The following is a 14,275-nucleotide window of genomic DNA, read 5'->3' on the forward strand; positions in this document are numbered from 1 at the left end:
ATGTAACGCAGGCGCGTCGATCCATCCCCATAAGCTGTTTCCTTTTTCTCTGCCACGCGCCTGGGCGCCGTGCGCAGAGGCGCCCTCCAAAGGAAACAGTACATGTCAGCCGCTCCCTATTTTTCCAGCGACGCGCTGCGCGCGCGATTCACACAAGACATTCAGGACGCCGTAGCACAGTCTCGAATCAGCCGTGACGACGGCGCGTGGTTGCAGCTATTGGCTGCCGAAAGCACCGAGCCAGCCAACGATGCGCTTCCCCGAGTCGACAGACTGCTGATAAACGACCAGTTGCCCGTCAATGCGGAACTGGCCGCGGCCTTGTTCGTCAGCGATGCCGCCAACCCCTCGGCACGGGTCTTTCTCATTACCCTGACCTTCGGCATCGAGCAATTCGAGAGTCGCAGCGCGCTGTTCAGCGCCTTGCAGCAACGATTCGACGATATCACGGCCTTGTCGATCGTCGAGAGCGAGCGCATCGAGGGCTCGCTGTTTGACGCCTGCACGCAGACGGTCATGCGTCAGCAGGCCGGGCATCTGCAGCGTCTGGCGGCCAGATTGGAGGTGCTGCCCGATCTTCGAGAGGCGGCCGGCAAGGCCTTGCAGGATGTGCTGGTAGAAAGGGGCATCGATGTCGTTGCCCAGACTGTCCAGCTTGTGCACACGCCCCCCGGTGCTGCACCTGCAGCGTCAACAGTCGTCGGGACTCAATACCTTGCCGAGGCCGCCATGCAGGCGTTTTCCTACGACGCCCTGCCGCAAGGCCAGACACGTCGCTATCTGGATACCAAGGGGGCGGCGTTGCCCGAGGCACAGGCGATCGTTTTCGATCAGGCGCTGGCCGACTCGGCTGCTTCAGTCGGCACCGCGTATGAGCAATTGCTGTCTGACTACTGGACGTCTCAGTGGCAGGGTGGACGCACGCTGCGGGATCTTGGCGCTGATGCGCTTGCAGAGTGCTTTCGCCAGCATCTGTTATTGAGCAGGGCACACCGCACCATGACCGATGCCGAATACCGCTGGCTGCTGACCCTGTTGCCTTCGCAGCCTGGCGCGTCCGCTGCGCGGGTGCCTAGGGTACGCAGGTTATCAGTGGTCGTGGCCGGCGAGGACCCCGTCAAGCTGGTCGGTGTATTCCTCATCGACTTCCCCGGAGAAGCGTCATCGGCGGCGTTTCTCTATTCGTCACAGCCGGGCTTCCTGCGCTTTGGTGATCAGGCTCAGGCCATCGAGCATGTGCTGAGGGGGCCTTCACGCGCCGGGCTGTTGTTTTATTCATCGCTGAACGATCATTCCGCGATCAGCCTGGGGGGGCAGCTCAAGCTGCGTCACGACACGCTCACCGAGGACTTTTTCAGCGAGTTCATCGATGCCCTGATCGCCTTGCAAGCGCGCGACCTGCGCTACGTACTTGACCTGCCAGCCCTTCATTCGGAAAAAAATCCGGCGCGGATTGACGATGCACTGGACATCCGCAAGCTGCTCGATGGTCGATTATTGAACCTGCACGATGCAGGGCGCTGGCGTCAGGACCGGCTGAGCTTCGACAGCGTCTGGGGGGCAGCGGCCCAGAGCAGTATCAGTGAACGGCCGAACATGATTTCAGACCCGTCCTATAACTGGGTGGGCAAGCTGAAAAAGCTCGACGCCTTGCTTGGCCACGTCGATGCCATGCATGCCGGTGCAGATGGCTGCATGCATCGCGCACTCAACCTTTATCTGGCCTTGATTGGCGGTCCGCTTCTGGATGCCCGCAAGCTCTGGGTATTGGCGGATGTCGCTGAGGCCAAGCCGGTGCCAGTGCTGACGCTGGCGCTGGACCGGGTGTGCGGTTACACAAGCGCTCCTCTGACTGACAGCGTCGTTCTTGCAGGACAGATCACCCCGGTGGCGGGTCAACCTGTGCAACGTCTGTCCCTGGCTTTGCTTGAGCAGATACTGATCTGCGTGCAGGCAGATTTCGCCCATCGTTTCGAGAGTCAGATCGGCGAGTTCTACGCACGCACGATTCGCCAACGGGACACCAGCATGCATCCCGGCGTGATATCCGCTCTGGTTCGGGAGTACTCGCTGCGCCTCGAATTGCTGGTTGAAAGGCGTACGGCCACGCTGCCTGTGGTTTTCATCGACAACATACAGCAGGTCATCGACAGGCCGTTGCCGGCACTTCGGGAGGGGCTGGGCGAGGCGCGCGTCGATGCATTCCGGGTGACGGTCGAGTATGACCCGCAGGCGCCTGCCATCAAGGTACCCAATGCTTTTGTGGTCACTGGCAGGCGTCCCGATAGCCAGCCCGTCCTGTGGATACTGGAGCAGGGAATCATCTGTTTCGAAACCCGGCAGTTACTGGAAGTGTATGTCGCCGGGCGACTGGCAGGGATAGAACTGGGCTCGCAGGTATCAGGGGTAATCGCCGAACCTGACCGACGCATGTTACTCGACCAGCGTACCCGTCGAGGGACGCTTGAGCTCAAGGTCGTCCTGCAACCCATTGAAGGGCATTTCATCGAGGCATTGCAGCGCGACGAGGTCGAGCGCCAGCAGCGCACGGTGGCGGATCTTTATCGGCAGTCCATAGCCTGGCAGGTGCCATCGGAACTGTTCGTCAACCTGCTGAGTGCTGCAGAGCGGGATGACCGAAATCGCCAGGCCCTCAACTCTTTGGGAGTCGCCATTCAATTCATCATTTACAAGGCGCTCGTACCTTCATGGGTCAGCGATGCGTCGAAGCGTGATCAGGTCATTCTGGTCGAGGTCCTGCGACGGTTTTATGTGACCTGTGTCGGCGAGAAGGACTTTCTGTTCGATATTCCAAGCTTCTATGATTATTCCCTCGAGCAGCTCAAACACAGGTTCGACAAGGACTTCGCAGAGCCCCGTCCTGATCCTGAAAATGTGTGTGTTTCCCTGACGCACTATGTTCCCGCCCCGGTAGCACCAGGCGAGGTGCCGCAGTCGGTGCCGGCGGCAGCCCAAAGCGTCAGCGAAAACCTGGTGGAGTTCGCAATCAACCGCTTTCTGTCCAGGCAGGACGGGGTCATTCTGCTTTCTTCGAGGGACGACACGCCGCTGCACGCGGCCCTGACACCGGCGTATCTGCGCGAACTGGTGACGTCGCTGGACATCGCCGCGAGTTACCGCAGGATGCTGAACTCGGTGCTGTCAGAGACGACGCCGGATTATATCGAACGCCGCAAACTGTTCGTCGAACAGGTTCCTTCGCTGGATATTCTGCGAGCCTTCACCTTCAAGCTGAAAAACGAGCTGTCCGAGCAGGCGTATCGGATTGTCGAAAACGTATTGACCATGCCTGATGCGGTCGCGCGCCTGCCAGTCAATGGCTGCCAGATAATCATCAGCCCCTTGAAACTGCTACCGGCCAAGGAGGGCTGGGAACCGACTGCGGTACTTAATACCTACGTGATGGGGCCAAAGGAAAATCAGCCGGGACCGTGGGTGCTTTACGCGCCCCTGCACGACGAGTTCGTGTTCAAGGAGTATCCCGACCAGGCTGCGCTGGTGCTTGATATTCACACTTCAGCCTATTTTCAAGCGTACATTCTGGACCGTATCGACCCCGATTTGCGCAAGATTTACGACAAGGGCGGTTTTGTGGAGCCGCATCTGCCTTTCAGCACCGAGTCCTCTTTCGATTTACCTTTGGAGCGCCCAGCCCCTGTCACCGTGCAAATCGACCCTTATGAGGGCAACTGCCTGTTGCTGATGTTCAAAGGCGCGCTGGATATCCTGAAGCTGCAGGTCAAGCAGTACAGCGTCACCAATGCCGAACATCGCCGCGCGGCGACGCAGTACCTGTTCACGCTGGGCGCAGAGCAATTCATGGCGCTCATGCCCGGACGCCTGGGGGCACTGATTGGCATCATTCAGGGACAGACATTGTTGAATCTGTCACTCATCTCGGCAACGGATCAGCAATGGGGGCAGGCCATTTCGGAGTTCATGGCGGCCCTGAGCGTGATGATTTCTTCCGGACAGAGCCCTGCGGAAGTCGCATCCCTGACGGCTCTTGAGAACGGCGCCCTGGTGGATGACGCCACGTCGCCCGACCCGCTGGTGCAATTGATTGAGGGCGCTGATACGTTCGAGTTCTCTTGGGGGAACAGCTCCCTGACACAACAGATACGGGAGCGCTTACGCGAGTTCGAAGTTCACGACATAGCCTTGTACACGCTGCAGCGCGATGAGCTGTTAAGCGTCTACCGGGATCCTGTTACCGGCAGGGCGTACGCAGCCATCGGTGGGAAAACCTATGAGTTGCAGTCCGATGAAGATGGCTGGTTCATCGTGTCGGGCAGCAAAATCGGTCCCTCGGTGAGCCTGGATGCGGATCAGCAATGGAGGCTGGACATCCCGGGCGGGCTGCGCGGCGGAGGTGGGGCGCTGACCCGAATGGAAGGCAGCCTGGTCGACGACCTGGTTGACGAGATCATGGTTGTCAGCGCTCGAGGCATGCCCGAGATTCGTCATCGTCACCGGGATATGGCCCAGTCTATCGAGGATGCCTGCCTGCAGGCGCGGAGCTATCTGGAAAACGCCTTGGACAACCTGACCAGACGCTTGCCGGACAACACGCTGGATCCGCGTGCGGAAAAAATATTAAGCGATTTTTTTGCACAGAAGGTGCCCGACGATCGACTGCGTGAAGTCACTAAAAAGGCGGTCACCGACCTGTATCAGGAGTTGATTGACCCTTCGATGTCGCCCATCGACTCGAAACGCTATGTAATCGGCGTCAATCGAATGGGTAACGAGTCGGCCAGCGCGTTCATGTTTGAAGCAGACCCGGCGCGACGGATTTTTCTGACAGAGCAGTTCTTTCGACTGCCGACCTATCGATTGAAGCTCAGCGCGCAACGTGCCGGGGAATTCAAGTTTCCTCAGCATTACCGGGCCGCGATCCTGATTCATGAGTTATCGCATATGGTGCTGAAAACGGACGACATTGCTTATGTGGACTCACAGGCCCCGTTCATTGACTTGCTTGAAGATGCCCCGACCTATCGACTGCGGATCAGGAATGAACTGATTTATCAGCAGCAAAAGACGCTGTCCTTTCAGACTGATCGCGACAAATTGTTCAAGCAGCTGGAAGAGGATTCATGGCGCGACCTGAGGCGCACGGACGGCAACGGAAAACAGACCATTCTGCGCATCTCTGGCAAGAGCACGCTGGAAAAAGCGCGTGACGTATTTTACGAAGACGTTCACAAACGGGCCGACATTATGCTCAAAAATGCCGATTCGGTGGCCTTGCTGGTCACGTTGCTGGGGCGAGAGCGATTTGTGAAGCCCTGACGCGCTGCCCCCTGCATACCGCATTGCCCGGCCGTTGCATCTGCATCAGACCAGATAATGACGCAGTTCCCGGGCGATCAGCAGACGCTGGATCTCGCTGGAGCCCTCGTATATCTGGGTGATGCGCGCGTCCCGGTAGTAACGCTCGACCGGGTAGTCCTCCAGATAGCCATAGCCACCATGAATCTGGATCGCCTTGGAGCACACCCACTCGGCCATTTCCGACGCGAACAGCTTGGCTTGAGACGCTTCCGACAGGCACGCTTGCCCGGCGCTGCGCAGCCGCGCGGCGTGCAGGGTCAGCAGGCGCGCGGCGTTGATGCGGGTGTGCATGTCGGCCAGCAGATTGGCAATGCTTTGATGTTCGATGATCGGTTTGTCGAACTGCACGCGTTCCCGGGCATACGCCAGCGCTGCTTCGAAGGCAGCGCGGGCGATGCCCAGTGCCTGCGCGGCGATGCCGATACGCCCGCCTTCCAGGTTGGAGAGGGCGATAGACAGGCCCTTGCCACGCTCACCCAGCAGATTCGCAGCCGGGATTCGGCAGTTATTCAAGGTGACCGCGCAGGTGTCCGATGCGCGGATGCCCATCTTGTGCTCGCTGCGATCCACCACGAAACCGGGGTTCTCGGTCGGCACCAGAAAGGCTGACAGGCCTTTTTTGCCAAGCTGCGGGTCGGTCACGGCAAACACGATAGCCAGTTGTGCCCGTTTGCCATTGCTGACGAACTGCTTGGCACCGTTGATGACCCACTCATCGCCCTGCAACTCGGCACGAGTCCGCAGGTTGTGGGCTTCAGAGCCTGCATGCGGTTCGGTAAGGCAGAAGCAGCCGATGGCACGGCCTGTGGCCAGTTTTTCCAGCCAGGCATGTTTCTGGGCATCGGTCCCGTAATTGAGAACCGGCCCGCAGCCTACCGAGCTGTGAACGCTCATCAGCGTGCCGGTGGCCGCGTCGGCTGCGGAGATTTCTTCAACCGCCAGGGCGTAGGCGACGTAATCGATGTAGGTGCCGCCCCATTGCTCAGGCACTACCATGCCCAAGAGGCCTAGCTCACCGAGTTTGGCGACCAGCGCGTCATCGATCCAGCCGGCCTTTTCCCAGGCCTGGGCGTACGGCGCAATTTCATTACGCGCAAAGTCGCGCGCCATGTCGCGAATCATTACCTGCTCTTCACTCAATTCAAGGTCGTGCACGGCTCAATTCTCCAGACCGCTGAAGAAACTCTGCACCTGCGCGGCACTGACATCCTGCGCGCTGGCGTGTTTCCATTGCGGCTTCTTGTCTTTATCGATGATCAGCGCGCGTATGCCTTCGATCAGGTCACCGCGTTCGAACCATTGGCGGTCCAGGTGCAACTCCATGGCGAAGCAGGCCGGCAGCGACAGATGACGACCACGGCGCAGCATCTCCAGGGTCACGGCCATACCCAGTGGCGAGTGAGCCTTCATTCGGCTGACGGTGTCCAGCGCCCACTCGCGTGTGTCGCCGATGACCACCTGTTGCAGTTGTTCGAGCATGCTGGGGACATCCGGGAGCCCGAAAAAGTGGTCGATGGCGTGGCGCAGGGCTTCCAGCGGCGGGGTGGGCAGACGCTGGGTAGCCAGCTTGGCCAGCGCACCCTGCAGGTCCTTGAGTGGGGTTGACTTCCACTTCAGGTGATCAAGCATGTGGTCGAGGCGCGGCAGCAGTTCGCTGTTCATGGACCAGTTGGCAAGGCCGCAGTACAACGCATCGGCGGCACCGATCTGCGACCCGGTCACGCCCAGCCAGGTACCCAGTTCGCCCGGCAGCCGAGAAAGAAAATAACTGCCGCCGACATCAGGGAAATAACCGATGGCCACCTCCGGCATGCCGAGGCGGCTGCGTTCGGTGACCACGCGCAGGTCGGCTCCCTGGACCAGCCCCATGCCGCCGCCCAGCACCAGACCGTCCATCAGGGCCAGTACCGGCTTGCGGTAACGGTGAATGGCCAGGTCCAGTTCGTACTCTTCGGCAAAAAATGTGTGGTGCAGATCCTGGCCGTTCTGGTGGCTTTCATACAAGGAACGTATATCGCCACCGGCGCAGAACGCCTTGCCGCCAGCGCCACGCAGGACCACGGCATGAACCGAGGGATCGTCGGCCCAGCGCTCAAGTTGCTGGCGAAGTGTGCGGACCATGTCCAGATCGATTGCGTTCAGGCCTTCCGGACGGTTGAGGGTCAAGTGTCCGATGTGGTTGCGCACGCCGATAACGATCGAATCCCGGCTGGCGGACGGTCGAACCGGGCGGGCGGATGAAACCTGTGAACTCATTCTGAACTCCTTGTTCGGTTGCGCTTTTTTCTTATTCGAGCGTCGCAGAAGATCCTAGCAGTGCAAATGTGCAAAGCAAAACTGCGTTTAAGCATAGTCTGAAGTTTCAGATAGCCACTGTTCAACGCCTTCGCAAGTGCCCGATCGTTGCTGTATTGCACTGACCGACGCGAATCATTGCCAGGTAGATGAGTATTATGACTGTCATTAATGTCACAAAAGGGAATTCCTCAGGTGTCCCCCATGAAAGTCCCCGTGTCAGTCGTTTATGAGCGATAAGTATGCCCCGCGCGAGTGGGCCGCCCACGAGCGTCCGACCATGCCAGGCTCACCGTCGACGCCGCTGCATTCGACTGCGCGGCGTTGGGCGTTTGCTGTCGTAGGGGTGATCGTCGCGCTGACCGGCGGGCTCGGCAACGCGCTGGTAGTCGCCAACCTGCCATATCTGCAGGGCGCATTGGGGGCGACCTCGCAAGACATCGCCTGGCTGCCGGCGGCCTACATCATGACTAACGTGTCGATGAATCTGCTGCTGGTGAAGTTTCGTCAGCAATTTGGTCTGCGTGCGTTCACCGAGCTGTTTCTGTTGCTGTATGCGCTGGTGACGCTGGCACATCTGTTTGTCAACGACATCGATTCGGCCATCGCTGTACGTGCGGCACACGGTATGGTCGGCGCTGCGCTCAGCACTCTGGGCCTGTATTACATGATTCAGGCTTTCCCGCAGAAGTGGCGGCTCAAGGCGCTGGTATTGGGGATTGGCACCGCCCAGTTGGCAACGCCGCTGGCCCGGCTGGTGTCGGAGGATTTGCTGCAGATTGCCCAGTGGCGTGGCCTGTATCTGTTCGAACTGGGCATGGCGCTGCTCTCGCTGGGCTGCGTGCTGATGCTCAAACTGCCGCCGGGCGATCGCTTCAAGGCGTTCGAGAAGCTCGATTTCCTGACCTTTGGCCTGTTGGCCACCGGCTTCGCGCTGTTCTGTGCGGTGCTGTCGCTGGGGCGTATCGAATGGTGGCTGGAAGCGCAGTGGATTGGTATTGCCTCAGCAGCATCGATTGCGCTGATCTGTGCCGGACTGGCTATCGAGCATAACCGCAGCAATCCGTTGCTGATCACGCGCTGGCTGGGCAGTGGCGCGATCCTGCGTCTGGGCCTGGCGGTTATCCTTTTTCGCGTGGTGCTGTCCGAACAGTCGGTCGGCGCTGTCGGTTTTCTTCAGGCGCTGAACATGGGCAGTCAGCAGTTGCACACCTTGTATCTGGTGATGTTGCTCGGCAGCGTTTCGGGGCTGGCGGTCAGTGCGCTGACCATCAACCCCGCGCATCTGATCAAACCTTTGCTGATCTCCTTGGCGATGATGGCAATCGGTGCCTGGATGGACAGTCATTCCACCAACCTGACCCGCCAATCGAACATGTACCTCAGCCAGTTTCTGTTGGCGTTCGGTGGCACGTTTTTCCTCGGGCCTACCCTGGTGCTGGGAATCAGCGGGGTGTTGGCGAACCCGCGCAACATGGTCAGCTTTTCGGTGTTGTTCGGGATCACCCAGAATATCGGCGGGTTGATCGGGTCTGCTGCATTGGGCACCTTTCAAGTGGTGCGCGAGAAGTTTCATTCCAGCCACGTCGTCGAACACTTGACCCTCATCGACCCGCTGGTTCAGGCGCGGCTGCAGAGCTACAGCGCCAGTTACAGCTCGGTGATTGCCGACCCTTCGTTGCGCAACAGTCAGGGTATCCGCGCGATGGCCACGGCCGCGACCCGCGAAGCCAACGTGCTGGCCTACAACGATGTATTCATGCTGATCGCGCTGATTGCCGTGCTGACCATGATCTGGATTTCAGCCAGGGTCCTGTGGCTGAAAATGACCACTCAACCTCTGGCGCTGGCACCCGTTGCACCTGCTGCTTCGCCCACCATATCCAACTCCGGCGTTAAATCTTCATGAACGAATCCAAGACCCCAGATACCGAAGCCCCCCGCAACTCGCCGCCACCGGCACCGTTGACGTCCCCGGTGACCAGCAAGCCGCGCTCGACCCGCAAGCGTGTCGTGTCTTCCGTGATTTTCGGCGTCGTTGCCTTGGCCGGAGTGCTGGTGGTGCTGTACGCCTGGCAATTGCCTCCGTTTGCCAGCCCGATCGAGAGCACCGAGAACGCGCAGGTCAAGGGCCAGACCACGCTGATCGGGCCGCAACTGAGTGGGTATGTTTACGAAGTGCCGGTGCAGGACTTCCAGTTCGTCAAGGCCGGTGATTTGCTGGTGCGTCTGGATGACCGTATCTATCGTCAGCGCCTGGACCAGGCCATGGCGCAACTGGCTGTGCAGAAGGCCTCGCTGGCCAACAATCTGCAACAACGGCGCAGTGCTGAGGCCACCATCGGCCAGCGCCAGGCCGAATTGCAGAACAGCATCGCCCAGAGCCGCAAGAGCGCTGCCGATCTGCGGCGCAATCAGGCGCTGGTGACCGACGGTTCGGTTTCGAAAAGCGAGCTGGATGTGACGCGTGCCGCCGACGCGCAGGCAAATGCCGCCGTTGCCGAAGCCAGGGCTGTCTTGCAGATCGCCCGTGAGGATCTGCAAACGGTCATCGTCAACCGTGGCTCGCTGGAAGCCTCGGTCGCCAATGCGCAAGCGGCCATCGAGCTGGCGCGCATCGACCTGGATAACACCCGTATTGTTGCCCCGCGTGACGGGCAGTTGGGGCAGATCGGCGTGCGTCTTGGTGCCTATGTCAATTCCGGTGCGCAACTGATGGCGCTGGTGCCCGAGCAGCGCTGGATCGTGGCGAACATGAAAGAAACCCAGATGGCCAACGTGCGCCTGGGCCAGCCGGTGAGCTTTACCGTCGATGCGCTGGACGGCCATGAGATGCACGGCCACGTACAAAGAATTTCGCCCGCCGCGGGCTCGGAATTCAGCCTGTTGCCCGCCGACAACGCCACCGGCAACTTCGTGAAGATTTCCCAGCGCATTCCGGTACGCATCGTGGTCGATGCCGATCAGCCCATGCTTGAGCACCTGCGGCCAGGGATGTCGGTGGTCGTGAGCATCGACACCAGCGCGGACGGCGACGTGCCGCCTGATCCGGCGGTGCGCTGAACCTCTGGAAGAACCTGACAGCTGTAACGTTGCTCACTTTGAATATCGTGCCGACGCTCCGCGTCGGCATGCAGTTCATGAAGCTCTGCGTCATCCACCTCTGACGCGAAACAATGTCATGCCTTACTCGTGGCGTTCTGCCAACGCAGTGCTTTTCAACCTCGATGGCACAGACGACGCAGAGTGCGACGTAAGTGACGGCTGAGTCCTGGCGCTGATCCGGGGGTAGCCTGGCATGACGCCAGGCTAGCCGCATCGGGCCCAGACTGTGTAAAAACTACTGCGCTTGGCAATACTGCGTTAAAAACAGGCGAAAAATGCTCATTTAGAACACCTAGACTCCGCTTTTTCGCCTGTTTTTGCCTTGTCTTGCCTTCGCTCGTGACGTTTTTACACAGTCTGTGCCATGGATGGCCCGTTGCGGCGACCCCCGGATCAGTGACAGGGCGAAGGAACCCGACGAAGTCGGGCCGGAAACGGAGCTTGGGGGTTTGCCTACTTTGGCCCCATCAAAGTAGGTCGCCGAGGGGCGAAAAGGTGACTTGAGTCGAACTCTAATTCACCTGATGTCACAGAACCGCTGTGTGATGCAGAGCGTCACGAACTGCATGCCGACGCAGAGCGTCGGCACGATAGTCAAAGCGGGGGCGGACGCAACAGGCATCAGAACAGCTTGCTGAACACCCAATACAATGAACCTGACAAGAGGATCGCCGCCGGCAGGGTCAGCACCCAGGCCGTGGCCAGATTGCGCAGGGTACGCATTTGCAGCCCCGAGCCATTGGCGACCATCGAACCGGCCACGCCGGACGACAGCACATGCGTAGTGGATACCGGCAGCCCATACATGTCCGCCGCCCCGATCGTGAACATCGCCACGACCTCTGCCGACGCGCCCTGGGCGTAAGTCATGTGCGTCTTGCCGATGCGCTCGCCCACAGTCACCACGATACGCTTCCAGCCGACCATCGTGCCCAGCCCCAAGGCGATGGCCACGACAATCTTGACCCAGGTCGGAATAAAGCGCGTGGCACTGTCGATCTGCCCTTTGAACGCCTCAAGCTTGGTCTTGGTGTCCGCGTCGAAATCGCCGACCTTGTTTTTCTCCATCAGGCGGATGCTTTCCGAGGTCAGGTACATGTCGTTACGCACGTTGGTCACGGCTTCGGCAGGCACCTTAGACAGCGAGCCATAACTGGCGACCTGATCGCCGATCTTGCCAGCCATGACCGCCAGCGCAGGGATCAGCTCAGGACTCGCTTCCTTGCTGACCAGGTAATCCGACAGCGTCTTGCGCGCATCCCCGGGGGCCGGTTGAGGGACGCTGCGGATCAGCGCCTGCTGGGTTACTTCAGCCACCGCAGCGAACTGGGTAGCCTGTTCGGCGGGCATGGTGCGGTTCAGCGCATAAGCCATCGGCAGAGTGCCGACCAGAATCAACATGATCAGGCCCATGCCTTTCTGCCCGTCGTTGGAGCCGTGCGCGAACGAAACGCCCGTGCAGGTCACAATCAGCATGGCGCGAATCCACAACGGTGGCGGCGCGTTGCCTTCCGGGGCTTTGTACAACGCACGGTTCTTGATGAACATGCGCATGGCCAGCAACAGCAACGCGGCACAACCGAAACCCACCAAGGGAGAGAGCAGCAGTGAGTAACCGATCTTGGTGGCCTGCGACCAGTCCACACCGCTGGTGCCGTCGCGGCCGTGCATCAGGGCGTTGGCGATGCCGACCCCGATGATTGAGCCGATCAGTGTATGCGAAGACGACGCAGGCAAACCCAGCCACCAGGTGCCGAGGTTCCAGATGATCGCCGCGATCAACAGCGCGAAGATCATCGCGAAGCCCGCCGATGAGCCGGTTTGCAGGATCAGTTCCACCGGCAGTAGGGCAATGATGCCGAATGCCACCGCACCGCTGGAAAACATCACGCCGAGGAAATTGAAAAAGCCCGACCAGACCACGGCAAAGCCGGGCGGCAGGGAGTGGGTGTAGATCACGGTGGCGACCGCGTTGGCCGTGTCATGAAAGCCGTTGACAAACTCGAAGCCCAAGGCGATCAGCAACGCTACGCCCAACAGCACGAACGGGGTCCAGGTGGTGACCACCGTGCCCATGTCGTCAACGTCCTGTTTTAGGCTGTAGCCAGTGAACAGCAACCCTGCGATGAGTATCGTGAAGAAAAGTATCATGGTCATTCGGCTGGGCTTGCGACCGAATTGACTCGCTGACAGGCTCGCCTTGCCGAGAGCGTCCGGAGACAGTGCGTTTGTAGCCATGTTCGCAATCCTGGATTGAAAGAATATTGACATGGTCATTGCAAAATGTGACAGCGGTGAGACATGTAACAATTGATTGCGCTTTTGCGCCGGTTTTCTGACAACCGGCGTGTACGCTGCTGATTCAGTAATCGCCGCGTTTGCGGAACGCCCAACGCCCGGCGACCAGCGTGAAGGTCGCGACCAGTGCCACCAGAATCCAGAAGCCCTCAGGGTCGGACGCCAGCGGCACGCCCCCGACGTTCATGCCGAAAAAGCCGGCAACGATGTTGATCGGCAAGGCCAGAACAGTCACCACGGTCAGGGTAAACAGGGTTCTGCTGCTCTGTTCGTTGAGGTTGGCGGCAATTTCTTCCTGCAACAGTTTGATGCGCTCGCCCAGCGCCGTAAGGTCGTTGATCACCAGTGAGGACTCTTCGATAGACTGACGTAATGCCTGAACATCCTGTTCGCGCAGCCATTGCGGAGGTTTGTGCAACAGGCGCATCAACGAACCGGGTTCCAACGCCAGCAGGCGTTGCAGACGTACCAGTACCCGGCGCATGGCGCCGAGTTCGGAGCGATTGTTGCTCAGTCGCTGCGAAAGCAACTGGTCTTCAATGCGGTCGACGTTGACGCTGGTCTTGCGCAGAAACTGTGTCAGCACTTCGCCCTGGTCGCTCAGCAGGTGGGCGAGGAGCTCCAGCGGTGAGTCGAATTGTTCGCCGCGCTTGACCGCCGAGCGCAGTTTGTCCACCGAGCGCAGCGGCTGCAGCCGGGCGGTGACCAGCAAACGCTGTCGGGCACAGACCCATAAAGTGGAGATGTCAGTCGAGAGCCTGTTGAAGTCGAACACCACATCGTTGACCACCGCCATCAACGTGGCGTCCACGTGCTCGATCCGCGTCGAGCGCGAGCCCTCGTGCAATGCTTCGAAAAACTCTTCCGGAAGATCCAGTTGGGTTTTCATCCAGCGCTCGCAGGCCGCATGCGAGAGGTTCAGGTGCAGCCAGATGAAGTCGTTCTCTTGGGGAGGGTTTTGCAGGTAATCCAGCGCGGCTGCCGAACCGATTTCCTGGCCACTTTCACCATGGCGAAAACGGAAGCCGTAGAGCAGGCCGAAAAGGTCGGAGTCCTGATGGTGGTGAGCGATACTGTGGTTCATGGCTGTCCACGTGCGGCCTGGCCCAGGCAGGGAGGCGAAGGCCGCATGATGACAAGGCGTTATTTCATATTTGTGACAGCTTGTTGCCGGGTGTGTCATCTGTCATGTCAGGAAGCGGCTGCGTGGGCAGCCGTT

7 protein-coding genes are annotated in these 14,275 nt (G+C 59.7%); 3 read left to right on the plus strand and 4 right to left on the minus strand.

The genetic code is table 11. From position 1 onward, the window contains the following. The first annotated feature begins 102 nt into the window (after positions 1 to 102). Positions 103 to 5,316: a DUF6543 domain-containing protein gene (locus JOE39_RS02420; RefSeq protein ID WP_210077955.1), complete on the plus strand. Its 5,214-nt coding sequence runs from the start codon at positions 103 to 105 to the stop codon at positions 5,314 to 5,316. A 45-nt stretch (positions 5,317 to 5,361) separates the two neighbouring features. On the opposite strand, the gene JOE39_RS02425 is transcribed toward JOE39_RS02420, so the two are convergent. Continuing rightward, the gene (locus JOE39_RS02425; RefSeq protein ID WP_017278086.1) at positions 5,362 to 6,513 is read right to left on the minus strand and encodes an acyl-CoA dehydrogenase family protein; all 1,152 of its coding nucleotides are present in this window, start codon (positions 6,511 to 6,513) and stop codon (positions 5,362 to 5,364) included. A 3-nt stretch (positions 6,514 to 6,516) separates the two neighbouring features. Beyond that, positions 6,517 to 7,614 (minus strand): enoyl-CoA hydratase/isomerase family protein, encoded by a 1,098-nt coding sequence (locus tag JOE39_RS02430; protein ID WP_003390608.1) that lies wholly within the window; start codon positions 7,612 to 7,614, stop codon positions 6,517 to 6,519. A 268-nt stretch (positions 7,615 to 7,882) separates the two neighbouring features. Here JOE39_RS02430 and JOE39_RS02435 point away from each other — a divergent pair, with 268 nt between their 5' ends. Both JOE39_RS02435 and JOE39_RS02440 read left to right on the plus strand, forming a co-directional pair. Beyond that, complete coding sequence (locus JOE39_RS02435) at positions 7,883 to 9,562, plus strand: MFS transporter (RefSeq protein ID WP_210077953.1); 1,680 nt, start codon at positions 7,883 to 7,885, stop codon at positions 9,560 to 9,562. After that, positions 9,559 to 10,716 carry an HlyD family secretion protein gene (locus JOE39_RS02440; RefSeq protein ID WP_210077951.1) on the plus strand — a complete coding sequence of 386 codons (1,158 nt, stop codon included), beginning with the start codon at positions 9,559 to 9,561 and terminating at the stop codon, positions 10,714 to 10,716. The genes JOE39_RS02435 and JOE39_RS02440 overlap by 4 nt, the downstream gene beginning before the upstream one ends. A gap of 663 nt (positions 10,717 to 11,379) precedes the next feature. Here JOE39_RS02440 and JOE39_RS02445 read toward each other — a convergent pair. Continuing rightward, positions 11,380 to 12,996 carry an inorganic phosphate transporter gene (locus JOE39_RS02445; protein ID WP_010429677.1) on the minus strand — a complete coding sequence of 539 codons (1,617 nt, stop codon included), beginning with the start codon at positions 12,994 to 12,996 and terminating at the stop codon, positions 11,380 to 11,382. A gap of 124 nt (positions 12,997 to 13,120) precedes the next feature. Beyond that, positions 13,121 to 14,140, minus strand: coding sequence for a transporter (locus JOE39_RS02450; protein WP_046266049.1), 1,020 nt, complete (start codon positions 14,138 to 14,140; stop codon positions 13,121 to 13,123). Positions 14,141 to 14,275: the final 135 nt, after the last annotated feature.

Origin of the sequence: Pseudomonas sp. PvP100 (assembly GCF_017833055.1) — a bacterium.
GTDB lineage: Bacteria > Pseudomonadota > Gammaproteobacteria > Pseudomonadales > Pseudomonadaceae > Aquipseudomonas > Aquipseudomonas syringae.

What these genes read in the sequence shown, in the direction of transcription:
- JOE39_RS02420 (WP_210077955.1), top strand. Translation starts at nt 103, where the DNA reads ATGTCAGCCGCTCCCTATTTTTCCAGCGACGCGCTGCGCGCGCGATTC.
- JOE39_RS02430 (WP_003390608.1), bottom strand. Translation starts at nt 7,614, where the DNA reads ATGAGTTCACAGGTTTCATCCGCCCGCCCGGTTCGACCGTCCGCCAGC.
- JOE39_RS02435 (WP_210077953.1), top strand. Translation starts at nt 7,883, where the DNA reads ATGAGCGATAAGTATGCCCCGCGCGAGTGGGCCGCCCACGAGCGTCCG.
- JOE39_RS02440 (WP_210077951.1), top strand. Translation starts at nt 9,559, where the DNA reads ATGAACGAATCCAAGACCCCAGATACCGAAGCCCCCCGCAACTCGCCG.
- JOE39_RS02445 (WP_010429677.1), bottom strand. Translation starts at nt 12,996, where the DNA reads ATGGCTACAAACGCACTGTCTCCGGACGCTCTCGGCAAGGCGAGCCTG.
- JOE39_RS02450 (WP_046266049.1), bottom strand. Translation starts at nt 14,140, where the DNA reads ATGAACCACAGTATCGCTCACCACCATCAGGACTCCGACCTTTTCGGC.